We start from the raw sequence: 17,654 nt of genomic DNA, 5'->3' as shown, positions 1-17,654 counted from the left end.
AGGAAGGAATCTTCGTGCCGTTTCTTAGTATTTTGCTTGAGCTCTTTATCGGGTTTTTCGCCTTATTTTTTATTACGAAATTATTAGGGAAAACACAATTTGCACAAATCACGCCATTTGATTTTATTTCTGCACTCATTTTAGGCGAAATGGTTGGAAACGCCATTTTTGACCCAGAAGTCAAAATTCAGCACATTTTATTTGCTGTTGCGGTATGGGGCGTCCTCATCTACACAGTTGAATGGTTTTCACAGCGCTTTAAAGGGATCAGGGCCTTTTTAGAAGGAAGACCGACACTAGTCATTGATCAAGGTAAGATTCACTACAATCGCTTGAAGAAAAATATGCTTGATCTTAATCAGCTGCAGACATTAATTCGTGCGAAAGGTCATTTTGCCTTGAATGAAATTGAATATGCTATTTTGGAAACAGATGGATCGGTGAGCGTTCTTCCAAAAATGAAATACGCAACAGCAACCGCAGAAGATGTGAATGTGAAGGGAAAGGAAGTAAAATTGCCTAGAACGTTTATTATTGATGGTGAAATTTTAAAAGATGATCTACAAGAAGCTGGCTTTGACGAAACATGGTTGAGTGAGCAATTAAAAAAGCAGCACATTTCCTCCTATCGAGACGTTCTATTTTGTGAATGGATTGAAAATGAAGGGATTTATGCAATGAAATATGAAAAGTCTAAAAAACACCCCTAACATTAAGAAGAAGTGGGTGTTTTTTTATGCCCGTCATGAATAGGATCAAAAAGAATGTTTGATTCAGAACGTTCACAAAAAGAGGAGGAGATGTACGATGAAGTATGGAAAGGTATGGATTGTGATCGCCTTGTCTTTATTACTATTAAACTCTGCTTCACTTCAAGCAACCGGACATCAGAATCAAACAAATCGCGTCCTTGTGGTCGATCAAAAGGGAAATGGCTCGTTTCGAACCGTTCAGTCTGCCATTGATGCGATTCCAGCAAATAATCAACAGCGCGTCACGATCTATATTAAAAATGGTGTGTATAAAGAGAAAATCCTGCTTCCGCAAAATAAACCTTACGTGTCCATGATCGGGGAAGACCAACATAAGACGATTCTGACCTATAATGATACAAATGCAAGTACTGGTAGCACAACAAATAGTTCAAGCACAATGATTCGTGCGAACGACTTTTATGCGGAAAATATTACCTTTCAAAATACGGCGGGCAGATATGCTGGTCAGGCGGTTGCACTGTACGTTTCTGGTGACCGGGCTATGTTCAAACAAATACGTGTCTTAGGATATCAAGATACACTTTATGCAACGGGTACAGGCCGGCAATATTATGAAAACTGCTATATTGAAGGTACGGTCGATTTTATTTTTGGATCAGCTACAGCCGTGTTTAAAAGAGCTGAAATAAAAAGTCTTGGAAATGGGTATATTACTGCAGCATCCACAACAGAATCTCAAAAATATGGGTATGTATTGATTGATTCTACGCTGCAAAAGGGGACGGCTGCTGCTCAATCGGTTTATTTAGGACGTCCGTGGCGGCCTCATTCTGCTGTGACATTCCTCAATACAAAGATGGATCATCATATAAAGGCAGAGGGCTGGCATAACTGGGATAACCGTGATAACGAAAGAACAGCAAGATATAAAGAATACGGATCGACAGGGGCAGGAAGCAATTTGACAAACCGCGTAAAATGGTCCAGCATTTTAACGAAAAACGAAGCAAGTCAAATCACCGTGCAAGCTGTTCTTGGCGGAGCCGATGGCTGGAATCCAGAAAAAAGGTAAAGGGCTTGTCAGTTTTCGTCAAAGAAAGCTGACTTTTCTGTTTAAAAAACCTTTGAGAACAAACGTTCTTTTGTGTATAATGAACATATTCTTCTAGAATTGGCTGAGACAAAAAAGGAGGGATTCCGTGAAGCGTTTTTCACAGCTCTTGTTTTTACAAATATGCATTCTGTCGATTTTATTTCTCCCATTTTCAGCAAAAGATGAGCAACTGACAGCTCGTAACGGCTCACTGTCGTGGATGACCACTTTAGATGAATTCATTCGAAAAGCACCTGATTTAGAGGGCGCAATCTCAGGCATAAGCGTCCGTGATACTTCTGACTCCTCTCTTCTTTATGAACATCAAGCCGATATTCGCCTTACTCCTGCTTCTAATATGAAACTGCTCACATCAGCCATCGCCCTTGATATACTTGGAGAAACACACACATTCCCTACAGACATCTGGATGGATGGATCTATTCAAAAGAAAACGTTACATGGAAGCCTGTATCTTCGCGGTACCGGAGATCCGACTTTATTAGAAGAGGATTTTGCAGCACTTGCCAAACAAGTGAAAAAGGCCGGAATACATACGATTCGCGGACAGCTTGCGGCAGACGATACATGGTATGATGACACAAGATATTCGATTGATTTACCTTGGAGTGATGAGGATCAATATTACGGTGCACAAATCTCTGCTCTCACAGCTTCACCGAATCAAGATTATGATGCCGGAACAGTGATTCTTGAAGTTAAGCCAGGCAAAAAGGCAGGGCAAAAAGCAACCTATGACATGATTCCGAAGACTTCTGTTCCCCAAGTCATTAATCAAGTAAAAACCGTACCAGAAGGCGGGAAAAAGAAAATTTCTTTTAAGCGCTCTCACGGAACCAACAAGATCACTTTGACTGGAACTATTCCAGTGAAAGCGAGTGTATCTAGGCAATGGGTAGCGTTATGGGAACCAACCTCTTATGCGTTAGATTTAATGAAACGAGCGTTAAAGGCGGAAGGGATTCAAGTAAAGGGACCACTGAAAACAAAACAAGTTCCTAAAAAAGCGAAGAAAATTGCCACCCATTCATCTATGCCTTTATCAGAGCTTCTTGTTCCCATGATGAAACTCAGCAACAATACCCATGCAGAAATTTTGCTAAAGGAGCTAGGTAAGAAAGTGAAGAACAAAGGGAGCTTTGAAGCTGGACTAGATGTCATGAATGAACGGCTTCCTGCCTTTGACATCGATTCTTCTCTTACAGTTTTGCGAGATGGGTCGGGCATATCACCTATTAACCTTGTTTCTGCCAATCAGTTCACATTATTTTTAGCAAATATTCAAAAGGAAAAGTGGTTTAAGACCTTTGAACATGCGCTTCCGTTAGCAGGGGCAAGTGAACGAATGGTCGGAGGGACGTTAAGGAACAGATTAAAAGAACCTGCTACACTAGAAAAAGTACGTGCAAAAACAGGCTCATTAACTACAGTCAGTACACTTTCTGGATACATTGACACAAAGAGCGGAAAGACAGTCGCCTTTTCCATTTTATTAAATCATCTTGTTGATGACGAAAAGGGGAAAGAGATAGAAGACCACATTGTCAGCATTTTAGCTGAGAATCTTTAGATAGAGAAGGAGAACCATCATGACGTTAGATAACAATCAATCTTTAGTAAAAACCATGTCCATTTTTCTCGTCCCGCTTTTGCTTAGCAATATTTTGCAATCAATCGGACAGCTTGTATCCATCGTTCTTGTCGGCAGATGGATCGGAGAGGATGCAGTAGCTGCCATTTCTGCATTCTTTCCGCTTTTCTTTTTACTCGTTTCTTTTTCCATTGGTATTGGATCGGGTAGTTCAATCCTGATCGGACAAGCGTATGGAGCAAAAAATGAACAGAGATTAAAGGAAATTATCGGCACGACGCTTTCATTCACTTTTTTGATCGGTCTTTCTTTAGCAATCATTGGAGGTTTTTTCGCCACGGACATCTTAAACCTCATGGGGACACCTGCGAATATCGTGGAAGAAAGTGCGGCTTATGCCAGAATTCTATTCATCTCAATGCCCATCTTATTTCTTTATTTTGTTTACACAACCTTCCTGCGAGGAACTGGGGATTCGAAAACACCTTTTTATTTCTTAATGATTAGTACAGCAACGAATATTTTAATGCTGCCAATTTTATTATTTGGCTGGCTCGGACTGCCGGCGTTCGGTTTATACGGCGCTGCGTATGCTTCTGTAATTTCAACCATTGTGACGTTTACTATTCTACATATCTACTTATATAAGACAAAGCACCCGCTTCGCATTGATACATCGGTTAGAAAGCATTTATTGATGAAAGGGGATTTACTAAAAACATTATTAAAACTTAGCATTCCATCAAGCATTAATATGATTCTCATTTCCTTATCAGAAATTGCCGTTATTTCTTTCGTCAATGATTATGGGTCACAGGCGACTGCTGCATATGGCGTTGTCAATCAAGTTGTGAGCTATGTGCAGATGCCGGCGGTAAGTCTCGGCATTGCAGTCTCGATCTTTGCAGCTCAATTCATCGGTGCAGGGAATATCAACCGCTTGAAAGATGTAATAAAAATCGGGTTAGGGCTCAATTTCGCCATAGGCGGATTCATTATTATCATCGTTTATCTCTTTGCACCACAGATTTTATCTATCTTTTTAACAGATTCTAAGACGATTGACATTGCCTATAGCTTAGTCGTCATTACATTATGGAGTTATCTTATTTTTGGAACAGCCCAAATTGTTGCTGCCACGATGAGAGCAAGTGGAACAGTTTTATGGCCAACGATCTTTAGTATTTGCTCCATCTGGCTTGTAGAAGTACCAGTTGCTTATGTGTTATCGCACTACACATCCCTTGGTATCAAGGGCATATGGATTGGCTACCCTGCGGCTTTCTTTGTGAACTTACTCCTTCAATATGGCTACTATCAGCTGGTCTGGAAGAAAAAACAGATTGTTGCGCTTGTGCAGTCATAATGTAAACGTGTGAAACAGCATATACATACGAAGATTTATCACTTTTCAGGAGGTGTGATCTTCTATGTTTCTGAATCAAAGAAGTGAACTGAGCTCGTACAATATCGGTGATTTTTCTTATGCTGGACCAGATTTCCAAGTGCTGACATGGGGGGAAGGAACGACACTAACCATTGGAAAGTTTTGTTCCATTGCAAACGAAGTGAAAATTTTTCTTGGTGGTGAACACCGGACAGATTGGGTCACAACGTATCCGTTTAATCAAATTTTCAAAGAAGCTGCCCACATCAAAGGACATCCCAAATCAAAAGGAGATGTGCAAATAGGACACGACGTGTGGATTGGATATGGAGCGACGATTATGTCAGGAGTATGTATAGGAAACGGTGCAGTAATTGGAGCAAATAGTGTGATCACAAAAGATGTGCCGTCATATGCCATAGCTGCAGGTAATCCGCAAAAGCTCATGAAATACCGATTTTCATCTGAAACAATTGAAAAACTTCAGTTATTAGAATGGTGGAATTTAGAGTTTACCATCATCCAATCTATTTTTCACCTCTTACAATCTGATGATATTGAACAATGTATAAAAGTCATAGGAGACATAAAAAAGAAAGGCTGAATAGCCTTTCTTTTTTCGTTTAGCTAAGCCGAATGATGGTCAAGGTAGCACCTGCAGCACCGCCTCCTCCAACTAAAATAGCTGTGACAACTGCCCCAAAAAACTGCAGTGAAATGGTGCTTCCAGCTGTTAAATTAACAATAACAGTGTTGTTGATAAATGAAGTTGAGATAACAGGTGATTGAACAGAACCAGAAATAGTAGTTGCTCCATTTAAAAGCAAACGTGTACTAATCAAAAGAGCTGTAGTGGTGTTGACTTGATACGTAATATAATATTTACCAGTTTGCAGAACGGTAAAAACAGTACTTGTGCCGTTTGCCGTAAAACCAGTAATGTTTTGAAAGTTTGGCAGAGGAATATTCGTTCCACCGGCTACAGTAACAATGGTAGGACCAGAACTATTAGCAGCATAAAGTGCTGTATCCGTAAAACCACCTGTTCCAGTAGCTCCAGTAACACCTGTGACTCCAGTAGGTCCGGTTGGTCCAGTGATTCCCGTAGCTCCAGTAAGTCCGGTTGAACCAGTGATTCCGGTATCTCCTGTAACGCCAGTAGGTCCAGTAGGACCAGTTGAACCAGTAATTCCTGTAGCGCCAGTAGGACCGGTAGCCCCAGTGATTCCCGTGGCGCCAGTAGATCCAGTTGAACCAGTTGCACCAGTAATTCCTGTAGCGCCAGTAGGACCGGTAGCCCCAGTGACTCCCGTGGCGCCAGTAGATCCAGTTGAACCAGTTGAACCAGTGGTTCCTGTGGCACCAGTAGATCCAGTTGAACCAGTGATACCTGTGACGCCCGTAGCTCCTGTTGCACCTGTGATACCTGTGGCACCAGTAGAACCAGTGATCCCAGTCGCTCCAGTAGGTCCGGTTGAACCAGTGATTCCGGTAGCGCCAGTAGCTCCAGTTGAACCAGTGATACCTGTAGCGCCAGTAGGTCCGGTTGATCCAGTGATACCTGTGACGCCCGTAGCTCCAGTTGAACCAGTGATACCTGTAGCGCCAGTAGGTCCGGTTGCACCTGTGATTCCAGTCGCTCCAGTAGATCCAGTTGAACCAGTGATACCTGTAGCGCCAGTAGGTCCGGTAGCCCCAGTGATACCTGTGGCACCAGTAGCTCCAGTTGAACCAGTGATACCTGTAGCGCCAGTAGGTCCGGTTGCACCTGTGATTCCTGTGACGCCCGTAGCTCCGGTTGAACCAGTGATACCTGTAGCGCCAGTAGGTCCGGTTGCACCTGTGATTCCTGTGACGCCCGTAGCTCCGGTTTCCCCAGTGATACCTGTGGCACCACCAGTAGAACGGTTGATCCAGTGATACCTGTAGCGCCAGATCCCAGTGATACCTGTGCGCCAGTAGGTCCGATTGCACCAGTGATACCTGTAGCGCCAGTAGGTCCGGTTGATCCAGTGATTCCTGTGACGCGCCAGTAGGTCCAGTTGATCCAGTGATACCTGTAGCGCCAGTAGGTCCGGTTGTCCTGTGATTCCTGTGACGCCCGTAGCTCCGGTTGAACCAGTGATACCTGTAGGCCAGTAGGTCCGGTTGATCCAGTGATACCTGTGACGCCCGTAGCTCCGGTTGAACCAGTGATACCTGTAGCGCCAGTAGGTCCGGTTGGTCCAGTGATTCCTGTGACGCCCGTAGCTCCGGTTTCCCCAGTGATACCTGTGGCACCAGTAGCTCCAGTTGAACCAGTGATACCTGTAGCGCCAGTAGGTCCAGTTGCACCAGTGATACCTGTAGCGCCAGTAGGTCCAGTTGATCCAGTGATACCTGTAGCCCCAGTAGCTCCAGTTGAACCAGTGATACCTGTGGCCCCAGTAGCTCCAGTTGAACCAGTGATACCTGTGACGCCAGTAGGTCCGGTAGCACCAGTGATACCTGTAGCGCCAGTAGGTCCGGTTGATCCAGTGATACCTGTGACGCCCGTAGCTCCAGTTGAACCAGTGATAGTAGCGCCAGTAGGTCCGGTTGCCAGTGAGGTCCAGTAGATCCAGTTGAACCAGTGATTAGCCTGTAGGTCCGGTTGATCCAGTGATACCTGTGACGCCCGCTCCAGTTGAACCAGTGATACCTGTAGCGCCCGGTTTCCCCAGTGATACCTGTAGCACCAGTGATACCGGACCAGTTCCAGTTGTCCAGTGATACCTGTAGCGCCAGTAGGACCAGTTGCACCAGTAGCTCCGGTTGCCCCAGTGATACCTGTGGCCCCAGTAGCTCCAGTTGAACCAGTGATAGTTGAACCGCCTGTAGCGTAGCACCTGTGAACCAGTTGCCCCAGTGATTCCTGTAGCCCCAGTGACCAGTCGGACCGGTTGGTCCAGTGATTCCTGTAGCACCAGTCGGACCAGTTGATCCAGTGCTACCCGTGCCCCAGTTGAACCAGTGATACCTGTAGCACCAGTAGTCCGTTGACCAGTGATACCTGTGACGGTCCAGTCCGGTTGATCCAGTGATACCTGTGACGCCCGTAGCTCCAGTTGAACCAGTGATACCTGTAGCGCCAGTAGGTCCAGTCCCGTGGCACCAGTCGCTCCAGTTGAACCAGTGTCCGGTTACCAGTGATTCCTGTAGCGGACCAGTTGGTCCAGTAGCTCCAGTTGAACCAGTGATACCCGTACCAGTTGAACCAGTTGCCCCAGTGATTCCTGTAGCACCAGTCGGACCAGTTGGTCCAGTGATACCCGTAGCACCAGTAGATCCGGTTGCCCCAGTGATTCCTGTAGCACCAGTCGGACCAGTTGGTCCAGTGATACCTGTAGCCCCAGTAGCTCCAGTTGAACCAGTGATACCTGTGGCCCCAGTAGCTCCAGTTGAACCAGTGATACCTGTGACGCCAGTAGGTCCGGTAGCCCCAGTGATACCTGTAGCGCCAGTAGGTCCGGTCCAGTGTTGCACCTCCGGTGATGATACCTGTGGCACCAGTAGGTCCGGTAGCCCCAGTGATACCTGTAGCGCCAGTAGGTCCGGTTGCACCTGTGATACCTGTGGCACCAGTCGCTCCAGTTGAACCAGTGATACCCGTGGCACCAGTAGGACCGGTTTCCCCAGTGATACCTGTGGTACCAGTCGCTCCAGTTGAACCAGTGATACCTGTGGCACCAGTCGCTCCAGTTGAACCAGTGATACCTGTGGCACCAGTCGCTCCAGTTGAACCAGTGATACCTGTAGCGCCAGTAGGTCCGGTAGCCCCAGTGATTCCTGTGACGCCCGTAGCTCCGGTTTCCCCAGTGATACCTGTGGCACCAGTAGGTCCGGTAGCCCCAGTGATACCTGTAGCGCCAGTAGGTCCGGTTGCACCAGTGATACCTGTGGCACCAGTAGGACCAGTTGAACCAGTTGCACCAGTGATACCTGTGGCCCCAGTAGGACCGGTTGCACCAGTGATACCTGTGGCCCCAGTAGATCCAGTTGAACCAGTGATACCAGTCGCACCAGTAGGACCAGTTGGTCCAGTGATACCCGTGGCACCAGTAGGACCAATTGAACCAGTTGCACCAGTGATACCTGTGGCCCCAGTAGGACCGGTTGCACCAGTGATACCTGTGGCCCCAGTAGATCCAGTTGAACCAGTGATACCTGTAGCGCCAGTAGGTCCGGTTGCACCTGTGATACCTGTGGCCCCAGTAGATCCAGTAGGACCAGTTGCACCAGTGATTCCAGTTGAACCAGTGATTCCTGTAGAACCAGTGATTCCAGTCGCACCAGTAGGACCGGTTGCCCCAGTGATACCTGTGTCACCAGTAGCTCCGGTAGCCCCAGTGATACCTGTGGCCCCAGTAGATCCAGTAGGACCAGTTGCACCAGTGATTCCAGTCGCACCAGTAGGACCGGTAGCCCCAGTGATACCTGTGACGCCAGTAGGTCCGGTTGATCCAGTGATACCTGTAGCGCCAGTAGGTCCAATTGATCCAGTGATACCTGTGACGCCAGTAGGTCCGGTTGCCCCAGTGATTCCTGTAGCACCAGTCGGACCAGTTGGTCCAGTGCTACCCGTAGCACCAGTAGGTCCGGTAGCCCCAGTGATCCCAGTCGCTCCAGTAGATCCGGTTGCCCCAGTGATTCCCGTGGCACCAGTAGTTCCAGTTGAACCAGTGATACCTGTAGCGCCAGTAGATCCGGTTGAGCCAGTGATACCCGTAGCACCAGTAGATCCGGTAGCCCCAGTGATCCCAGTCGCTCCAGTAGATCCGGTAGCCCCAGTGATTCCCGTGGCACCAGTAGATCCAGTTGAACCAGTGATACCTGTAGCGCCAGTAGGTCCGGTTGCACCTGTGATACCTGTGACGCCCGTAGCTCCGGTTGCACCTGTGATACCTGTGGCCCCAGTAGCTCCAGTTGAACCAGTGATACCTGTAGCGCCAGTAGGTCCGGTTGCACCTGTGATACCTGTGGCCCCAGTAGCTCCAGTTGAACCAGTGATTCCCGTGGCACCAGTAGCTCCAGTTGAACCAGTGATTCCCGTGGCACCAGTAGCTCCAGTTGAACCAGTTGCCCCAGTGATTCCTGTAGCACCAGTCGGACCAGTTGGTCCAGTGATACCCGTAGCACCAGTAGATCCGGTTGCCCCAGTGATTCCCGTTGCCCCAGTAGCTCCAGTTGAACCAGTGATACCCGTAGCACCAGTAGATCCGGTTGCCCCAGTGATTCCTGTAGCACCAGTCGGACCAGTTGGTCCAGTGATTCCCGTGGCACCAGTAGATCCAGTAGTCCCAGTAGCCCCAGTGATACCTGTGTCACCAGTAGGTCCGGTTGAGCCAGTGATACCTGTGACGCCAGTAGGTCCGGTTGCCCCAGTGATTCCTGTAACTCCAGTAGAACCTGAAACACCAGGTGCTGCCAAAAGCGTATAGTCCGGTGACGTATCTGGCGTACCTAAAGGTGGAGCAGAGTCCACAATATACGTACCACCTTCATAAGTGACCACTTGACCGATTGAATATGTTGATGCTCTTGCTGGATCATATTCTTCAATACCACTTAATCCTATCCCTGTAGGACCAGTAGGTCCAGTTTCTCCAGAAGCTGCCAAGAGTTTATAGTCGGGGGAGAGCCCGGGAATCCCTAATGGAGCATCTATCTTGGCAATATAAGTACTGCCATTAAACGTAACGACTTGACCAGCCTCGTAATCTTGTGATTGTGAGGGGTTAAATGAGAGGGCGCCGGTTAATCCGCCAGCAGGTCCGGTTGGTCCGGTAGGCCCTGCGGGACCTGCTGGGCCTCTTCGTCCAACCCTTTGAATTATTTTTGGTTGTTTTTCTCCTTTTGCACAGGAGACATCCCCTTGAGGTCTGTTTTGTTTTGAATGTTCTTGTTTGATATATGGACAGTCTCTTCTTTGAGGACGGTCATGACGTGATCTTTTGTAATGAGGCTCCTCATGATATTTACCGCAAAAGGGACATTTGTGATCGAATTGATTGTACAAATTGCCCATCTCCTAAAATTGATATTTCATTCTATGAGCAAATTTTCAAATTGGAAGTAAAACCTAGAAAATCATCATTTCGAAAATCATCGAATCAAATCATTTAAATGTTTTATGATTTTATGTTATGGTGTTGAAAGTATGAAACTAGTATGATTTTTGACAGAAATGGGGACATCATTTATGAGTCAATCAGTTTTAAAGCGCACAGCTTATTCCGTTTTAAATTTATCCTCTGTGACAGAAGGCGGTACCATTAAGGAATCTTTTGAACATAGTATGGATTTAGCAAAAAAGGCGGAGAAGTGGGGTTATCATAGATACTGGCTCGCAGAACACCATAATATGGAAGGTGTTGCAAGTTCAGCAACGTCCGTTTTAATAGGGTATATTGCTGGCGGAACCGAAAAAATGCGAGTAGGATCTGGCGGAATTATGCTGCCAAACCACTCTTCACTTGTTATTGCTGAACAATTCGGCACACTTGAGACATTATATCCAGGGAGAATTGATTTAGGTCTTGGCAGAGCACCAGGGACAGATCAGTTAACGGCAAGGGCACTTAGACGTAATCTTCATAATGGAGAAGATTTCCCTGAGCAGCTAGAAGAACTTCGGCAATATTTCAAACCAACCGGACAGGTCAAAAAACATGTAAGAGCCGTTCCAGGAGAGGGACTAGACATTCCGATTTGGCTACTTGGTTCAAGTGGATTTAGCGCAAGACTTGCAGGAGAGCTTGGATTGCCATTTGCATTTGCGGCACATTTTTCACCTAAAAATACAATTCCTGCTTTAGAGCTGTATAGACAGTCATTTAGAGCTTCTGATGTGTTAAAAGAGCCTTATGCCATGGTGGGGGTGACAGCTTTTGCTGCAGATCAAACAGAGCGAGCTGAATATTTGGCAACGTCTCATTATCAGCGGTTTTTAAGTCTCATTCGAAATTCCCCAGGAAAACTCAAAGCGCCTGTCGACAGTATGGACGGTCTTTGGAGTCCATATGAAAAAGCGATGGTGGATGAACAATTAAGTTCGACAATGATCGGAGATAAGGAAAAGGTGAAAAGAGAATTGGAAGCCTTTGTTGAAGCCACTCAAGCAGACGAAGTGATGATTAATTCGGATATGTTTGATCATCAAGAAAGAATGCGTTCATATGAAATTATCGGCGAGATTTTCCAAGAGGCGCAAGAAAAATAAACATAAAAAAGAACTGCAAAAAGCAGTTCTTTTTTTACTTATGCTTTTGTAAAAATACGAAATGGTTGTCCAATTGGTAGCACAGTACGACCAAAATGAGTATTGAGCACAACTGCTGCTGAACCATAAAATGAAAGCAGAGAAATGATCAATTCTGCAATACCGGCAATGGTATGAGTTACGTCGTACATCACACCAAACGAGCTTAGGGAAAGACCAAGGAATAAGAAATCAATAAAGACGAAAATCAAAAATAATACTTTATGAGTTTCCATTGCACCAATCGTCATAAACAAGCTGAAAATTAAATACCCGATAAACGCAAAACCTAGTTGTTTTGGATCTGCTGCTTCCGCAAGCGTTTTCCCAAAAACGCCCGCTTGAATGAGCCAAGTCGTTCCAACGCCCATCCAAAAGAGACCGAATGCGCCAAAGGCAGTGGCTCCAAAAATATTATGATGCTTTGAATCTTGTATGGACGCGATCAGTTGCGCAATGCCTCCAAGGAAGATAGCCCAAGGTAAAATAAGGGAAGTGCCATCTGTAATTCCTAGTTTTTGTGAGGACGCAACGAGCGTCACCATTGCTAAACCAAACAAACCAAGTGGTGTTGGGTCTGCAATTGATAATCGATAAGCTTGAACATTCTGTTTTTCCATAATGACCTCCTACAATTTGCACTTACAAAAGATACTCGAATTAGACCGAAACGTCAAGCTCTTTTTTAGTAGACACTTGCAACGTCTTCCAAATAAATCTATATTTAATACATATCAAATGTGATAGAAAAAGAGGGATAAAATTGAGTAAAGGCTTATCTGGAAAAACGATTGCCATTTGTGGAACGAGAAAAACAGAAGAAATGCGTACACTTGTCGAAAAGCAAGGGGGACAAGCTGTTATTCGTTCTCTTCAAGGAACCGTATTTTTAGCCAAAGAGGAGTTAAATCCAGGCATTGAAACTTTTGTGAAAAAAGGTGCCGATTGGGTGGTTTTAACAACAGGTATCGGAACTGATACATTAATTGATAGTGCAGAAGAGCTTGATTTAGGAGAAGAATTTATGCATATTCTATCAAATGCACAAATTGCTTCAAGAGGATACAAAACTTATGCTGCACTCAAAAAACGCGGAATTCAGCCAGACGTGTCTGATGAAGATGGAACAGTACGTGATCTGATCGCAAAGCTTGAAGGCAAAGAGTTTCAAGGCAAACGTGTCATGGTGCAGCTGCACGGGGAAAATGCTCCGGCCCTCATCCAGTTTTTACATGAAAAAGGGGCAGATGTATTGCCACTTTTACCTTATCAGCACACACCACCTGAACCAGAAGCCGCAGAAACATTGCTTCAAGAAATGAAAGACGGAAAAGTCCACGCCGTCTGTTTTACAACCGCTGTTCAGGTGCACGCCTTTTTCACATTAGCAGCAAAATGGGGCAGAAAAGAAGAACTTCAAGCGCTATTTGAGCAGCACGTACTGGCAGTAGCTGTTGGAAAAGTCACAGCTGAAGCTTTAAAAGAAGAGGGAATTGACCGAATTCTTGCCCCGTCACTTGAGAGAATGGGTGCAATGATAATGGAATTATCTCAATACATGAAAAAACAATCCTCACACTCATAGAAAAAACGCCTTTCACTCAATCAGTGGAAGGCGTTTTTCATTAGATTGTCCGTTTTCGGTTCGTCCGAATTTTTTTTATAACGAAATAGAGAACGATCAAGACGATTGCAATGGCCATAATAGGAGTTGTATAAGCGTGAGCAACGCTTTGAATGTGATCCCACTTTGTCCCAAGCTGCATACCGAGATAGATAAATAAGATCGACCAAGGGATGGCTGCTAATCCTGTCAAGAGAACAAATTTCAAAAAAGGCATTTTTGCAATACCAGCTGGAATGGAGATGGCATGGCGGACAACAGGAATAAAACGCGCTGTAAACACCACACCGGTCCCATATCGATCAAACCAACGCTCTGCAGTGGCGATATGATGTTCATGGATGAATAAGTATTTTCCGTACTTTGTTAAAAAAGGTCTTCCGCCATAAAGACCGATCCAGTATATAAAACACTGTGCGAGCGTACCCCCGATGACGCCAGCGATAACAGCTCCAACAAAACCGATTGTTCCTGTTGACACCATATATCCGCCATAAGCTAGTACAATTTCGCTCGGTATAATTTCAATCATCAGACCTAGAGCTACACCTACATAACCAAGGCTTGTCAGCCAGGTTAAAATTTCATTAAAAAAGGTTCCCATTCATTTCACGCTGCCTTTAAATACGAATTTTCTTCAAGCATCCTGATAAAAGCCTATGCTTGTTTTGCTTCTCTCATGAGTCTGCTTTTCTGTTTATCTCTTATGAAGGCTAAACCGAAAAACGCCCATCTAGCAAACTTTATCATACCATATTTGCTCACACCTAGACGATCTACTTGATGAATACTTGTTATGTGAAGAACTATCATGTACAGGCTGTGACCGTTTTTTCAACAAATCATGATATACTTTGTTAGATGAAACGAACGGGTGGTGCACAAACATGTATTTAACAATTGAAGAAACAGCTGAATACTTAGAAGTATCTGAGGCGTATATTGAGAAATTAATTCAGCAAAAAAAGATCCGTTTTGTATTTGACGGAGAATCATATCTCATTTATCAAGGACAGTTTCAAACGCATATAAAGCAGCTTGAACAATATAAAGAGCTCGTCCAAGAGATTTTAAATGAACCGATTCCTGAAGATCCAGATGTAAAGGACGAAGATTAGTTTCAAAGGAAGTGAATGGATTGGAAAATGCCGTCTTGTGTGAAGCCTGTCAAAAGACGCGGTGATGTCATCCTCACAAAAGAAGATAAAGCCCCCACATTACAAGACGTTCGTCAAGATTTGGAGTCTTTATTAGACTTTTCAATCATGAGGTGGTTTCTTGAGGCTGATGTCATCGATGCGCTGAAACAGCATGATCAGCAAAGGATCTTAAACTCTGTTCAAAATCGTTTTAATGAGACTCAGCATATTGAAGTGAAATCACGTATGTTAGAAATCGCAGCTAATGTTTTAGATACATCTGCCACTGGGTGGGTGAGGGAACTTGTGAATCAGGCTGGCGGCCTTGAGCCATCCAACCTGGGATAGAAGGAAAACATGGCTAGACAAAGGAAGACCTTTCAGTTTAATTGCTCTTGAAACAATGGTGCACTGTGCTAAAGGGAATAGACCGGTCCTTGTGGAACAATATTCACCTAAAATCCTTCACACAGATAAAAGTGAAGTAGTGAACACTTTAGATGACTATCTTCAAAAAGATGGCGTTCCAAGAGTCAAAACGACCGTGTCTACCATATTGAACAATAAAGAAGATATTTTTGAATAATGTCCAACTCCTTTATTGACTGACACCAGTTTGCACAATTTTCATATGGCATTTAATTTGTATATCCGCATCAGGGTAGATTTCCTTCCATTTTTCTGGTGTCATGGCTTTGTCTTTTGATCGATACCTTAAGCCGAGCCCCAGCGGATCAATATGTTGCTTTTTAAAGGACTGAACTAGTTCTTGTCCTTGCTGAGCGACACGTTTTTCTACTTCTTTTTCGACTTGGTCCAATATATTCGGTTTATCAATTTTTTTGGACTTCATGAATTCTTTTAATTCGCCTTTCAGTTTAATATCAATCGTGATATGAGGCTTTTTTGTTAAATTATTCGTTGGTTTGATCTGATAGGACACATGTGATTTGATATTTTCAATGACGACATGGGTCTTATCATGATCAGCCATTTGAAACTCATAGATGCCATTTTGATGATTTTCAATCATCGCTTTAAATGTGAACGCATCTTCTCCTGGGATATGCCCCACCATTTTTTCATTATCAAACAGGGCGACTCCTGTGACTTTGATGGTATTGCTTGTTTTCTTGATGTAAGGAAGGTAAGCATCGACACCTTTTGCTAGCATCTGATTCATAAAAATATGTTGATTTGTGACAGGTTGATTGCCATTTCTCATATTTTGAGACAACAGATCAGAGAGATACACACCTATATTTAAGTTCGTTTGATTCATTTTTGTATATAACAAGTCTTCAACTTCTCCGCCTACAATCGCAAACACTTGGCGTGAACCAATGATAGGATCACGATATATGTAATTCATTAAATCAATCATGCCGACTTCCTTTGCTATTTTTTCACTGACTAAAATAACAAGCACCTGACCCATGACCACTGGAAAAGGCGATTTTTCTGATACAAGAAACTGAATATTACTAATCGTGTTTGACCTCGCACTTAATATTTGATAATTTCCTTGTTCTTGACTTTTAAAGACAGGGAAGACAAAAAAGCCCTTCATTTCTCCATCTTCGACCAAATCAAACCCTGCCGCCTGAGAGATATTTAATTCATCTAAAAGGCGTGGCTGTGCACAGCTAGTTAACAAAAGACTAAACAACATGAGACCTATGAGGATATACTGTTTCATGCTCGTTTTTTCACCCACCTTTTTTTCAGCAACAGCCCAATAACTATACAAATAATGAATCCATAGACAAGAAAGAAACCAGTATATTCCACCCATTGGTTAAAAGTTTCAAACGAGGTGGCGCCGGCAAATAACGAAAACATGATCAGAATGAGGATGCTGAGCCCGATGAACGTAATGCGCTGACTCGTATGAAACACCTTTTTCGCCATTCGGCTCGCAGCCCATAGTGGAATTGCCATATTTGGAACGATTAAAAATAGCCAGAGAGACACTTCAATAAATTCAAAGCGCTGGATAAATGGCAGCTTCACAATGCTTGTTAACGTTAGCGTCGGCCATTTTGTTAATTTAAGCTGTGCACTTGAGTAATACGCAATGGAGACAAGAAAAGTGAGTAAGTTTAAGCATGTCGTGAATAATACCCCCATGTGAGCATATTTTTGAGACGTCTGCGCTTGTTTAATAAAGGGATAATAGACAAGCAGCGTGCCAAAACCAAACATGGATAAGGACGCATCTTTCACTCCGACTAGAAGCTGTGAAAATGTATAATCAAACATGGGGAACATGAAGCGAATGTGACTATATTTCATGACATAAAAACAAATAAACGTCATCCAGTACGTGAGTACGATGCTAAAAAATGCCCATCCAGCTATGGTTCTAAAGCCGCCCGTATGGATGTAATACAGAAGCAACAATAGTACAGACGCAAACAATAGACCAGAAATTTCTTTAAACAACCATACATGGATCACGTCCATATAATGGATAAGAACCGTCAAAGTCAAAGAAGCAAAATATAAAATATAAATTATGTTTAATAATTGACCAATCCACTTGCCAAATACGTATTGCGTGATTTCACCAAATTCATCCGAAGGGGCCTTTTTGAACATCAGGTACATAAGAAAGATCATCACATTGACACTGATGCCAGAAATCACAATGGCGATCCATCCATCATTATTTATAGAACGAACAAGGTTTGTTTGAAAGTTTAGAATGCTGACACCTACTTGATTAGCATTAATGAGAAAAAACACGAAAAAAGGGGAAACTTGAAATTTCTCTTTTACAGAAGAAGAACTCATACTTTCAC

17 protein-coding genes and 1 pseudogene are annotated in these 17,654 nt (G+C 44.1%); 11 read left to right on the top strand and 7 right to left on the bottom strand.

From position 1 onward, the window contains the following. The first annotated feature begins 14 nt into the window (after positions 1-14). The 5 genes from MKX52_RS09130 (at position 15) to MKX52_RS09110 (ending at position 5,412) form a co-directional block, all read left to right on the top strand. Positions 15-710, top strand: a complete 696-nt coding sequence (locus tag MKX52_RS09130; protein ID WP_342491859.1) for a DUF421 domain-containing protein — start codon at positions 15-17, stop codon at positions 708-710. Positions 711-807: 97 nt separating this feature from the next. Next, a complete protein-coding gene (locus MKX52_RS09125) occupies positions 808-1,788 on the top strand; it encodes a pectinesterase family protein (protein ID WP_342491858.1) in 981 nt (326 codons plus the stop codon). Between the two features lie 127 nt (positions 1,789-1,915). Next, positions 1,916-3,400, top strand: coding sequence for a D-alanyl-D-alanine carboxypeptidase/D-alanyl-D-alanine-endopeptidase (gene dacB, locus MKX52_RS09120; RefSeq protein WP_342491857.1), 1,485 nt, complete (start codon positions 1,916-1,918; stop codon positions 3,398-3,400). Positions 3,401-3,419: 19 nt separating this feature from the next. Next, positions 3,420-4,787 carry an MATE family efflux transporter gene (locus MKX52_RS09115; protein ID WP_012010204.1) on the top strand — a complete coding sequence of 456 codons (1,368 nt, stop codon included), beginning with the start codon at positions 3,420-3,422 and terminating at the stop codon, positions 4,785-4,787. A gap of 64 nt (positions 4,788-4,851) precedes the next feature. Beyond that, the gene (locus MKX52_RS09110) at positions 4,852-5,412 is read left to right on the top strand and encodes a CatB-related O-acetyltransferase (RefSeq protein ID WP_012010203.1); all 561 of its coding nucleotides are present in this window, start codon (positions 4,852-4,854) and stop codon (positions 5,410-5,412) included. A gap of 19 nt (positions 5,413-5,431) precedes the next feature. Here MKX52_RS09110 and MKX52_RS09105 read toward each other — a convergent pair. Continuing rightward, positions 5,432-6,940 (bottom strand): annotated as a pseudogene (locus MKX52_RS09105) (hypothetical protein); the annotation flags it as partial. Positions 6,941-7,036: 96 nt separating this feature from the next. Between MKX52_RS09105 and MKX52_RS09100 the strand changes: the two are divergent. Further along, complete coding sequence (locus tag MKX52_RS09100; RefSeq protein ID WP_342491884.1) at positions 7,037-7,405, top strand: hypothetical protein; 369 nt, start codon at positions 7,037-7,039, stop codon at positions 7,403-7,405. An 18-nt stretch (positions 7,406-7,423) separates the two neighbouring features. On the opposite strand, the gene MKX52_RS09095 is transcribed toward MKX52_RS09100, so the two are convergent. After that, positions 7,424-7,753: a hypothetical protein gene (locus tag MKX52_RS09095; RefSeq protein ID WP_342491856.1), complete on the bottom strand. Its 330-nt coding sequence runs from the start codon at positions 7,751-7,753 to the stop codon at positions 7,424-7,426. 23 nt (positions 7,754-7,776) lie between these two features. Further along, positions 7,777-10,845 carry a hypothetical protein gene (locus MKX52_RS09090; protein ID WP_342491855.1) on the bottom strand — a complete coding sequence of 1,023 codons (3,069 nt, stop codon included), beginning with the start codon at positions 10,843-10,845 and terminating at the stop codon, positions 7,777-7,779. A gap of 183 nt (positions 10,846-11,028) precedes the next feature. Between MKX52_RS09090 and MKX52_RS09085 the strand changes: the two genes are divergently transcribed. Then, a complete protein-coding gene (locus MKX52_RS09085; RefSeq protein ID WP_342491854.1) occupies positions 11,029-12,048 on the top strand; it encodes an LLM class flavin-dependent oxidoreductase in 1,020 nt (339 codons plus the stop codon). Positions 12,049-12,086: 38 nt separating this feature from the next. Here the strand turns inward: MKX52_RS09085 and MKX52_RS09080 are convergent, their stop codons facing one another. Beyond that, complete coding sequence (locus MKX52_RS09080; RefSeq protein WP_012010200.1) at positions 12,087-12,707, bottom strand: GPR1/FUN34/YaaH family transporter; 621 nt, start codon at positions 12,705-12,707, stop codon at positions 12,087-12,089. Positions 12,708-12,850: 143 nt separating this feature from the next. On the opposite strand from MKX52_RS09080, the gene MKX52_RS09075 reads away from it, so the two are divergent. After that, complete coding sequence (locus MKX52_RS09075; protein WP_342491853.1) at positions 12,851-13,672, top strand: uroporphyrinogen-III synthase; 822 nt, start codon at positions 12,851-12,853, stop codon at positions 13,670-13,672. A 40-nt stretch (positions 13,673-13,712) separates the two neighbouring features. Here the strand turns inward: MKX52_RS09075 and MKX52_RS09070 are convergent, their stop codons facing one another. Further along, a complete protein-coding gene (locus MKX52_RS09070; protein WP_012010198.1) occupies positions 13,713-14,315 on the bottom strand; it encodes a DedA family protein in 603 nt (200 codons plus the stop codon). Between the two features lie 283 nt (positions 14,316-14,598). On the opposite strand from MKX52_RS09070, the gene MKX52_RS09065 reads away from it, so the two are divergent. The 3 genes from MKX52_RS09065 to MKX52_RS09055 are packed head-to-tail and all read left to right on the top strand — an operon-like array spanning position 14,599 to position 15,436. Continuing rightward, positions 14,599-14,829, top strand: a complete 231-nt coding sequence (locus MKX52_RS09065) for an excisionase family DNA-binding protein (protein ID WP_012010197.1) — start codon at positions 14,599-14,601, stop codon at positions 14,827-14,829. A gap of 15 nt (positions 14,830-14,844) precedes the next feature. Beyond that, positions 14,845-15,198 carry a hypothetical protein gene (locus tag MKX52_RS09060; RefSeq protein WP_342491852.1) on the top strand — a complete coding sequence of 118 codons (354 nt, stop codon included), beginning with the start codon at positions 14,845-14,847 and terminating at the stop codon, positions 15,196-15,198. After that, positions 15,176-15,436 carry a hypothetical protein gene (locus tag MKX52_RS09055; RefSeq protein ID WP_342491851.1) on the top strand — a complete coding sequence of 87 codons (261 nt, stop codon included), beginning with the start codon at positions 15,176-15,178 and terminating at the stop codon, positions 15,434-15,436. Before MKX52_RS09060 ends, MKX52_RS09055 begins: the two co-directional genes overlap by 23 nt. Positions 15,437-15,448: 12 nt before the next feature. On the opposite strand, the gene MKX52_RS09050 is transcribed toward MKX52_RS09055, so the two are convergent. Next, positions 15,449-16,549, bottom strand: a complete 1,101-nt coding sequence (locus tag MKX52_RS09050; protein ID WP_151020369.1) for a Ger(x)C family spore germination protein — start codon at positions 16,547-16,549, stop codon at positions 15,449-15,451. After that, the gene (locus MKX52_RS09045) at positions 16,546-17,646 is read right to left on the bottom strand and encodes a GerAB/ArcD/ProY family transporter (protein WP_342491850.1); all 1,101 of its coding nucleotides are present in this window, start codon (positions 17,644-17,646) and stop codon (positions 16,546-16,548) included. The genes MKX52_RS09050 and MKX52_RS09045 overlap by 4 nt, the downstream gene beginning before the upstream one ends. Positions 17,647-17,654: the final 8 nt, after the last annotated feature.

This window comes from Bacillus sp. FSL R5-0422, assembly GCF_038610765.1.
Lineage (GTDB): Bacteria > Bacillota > Bacilli > Bacillales > Bacillaceae > Bacillus > Bacillus pumilus_O.
This window is presented reverse-complemented; position numbering and strand designations above follow the sequence as displayed.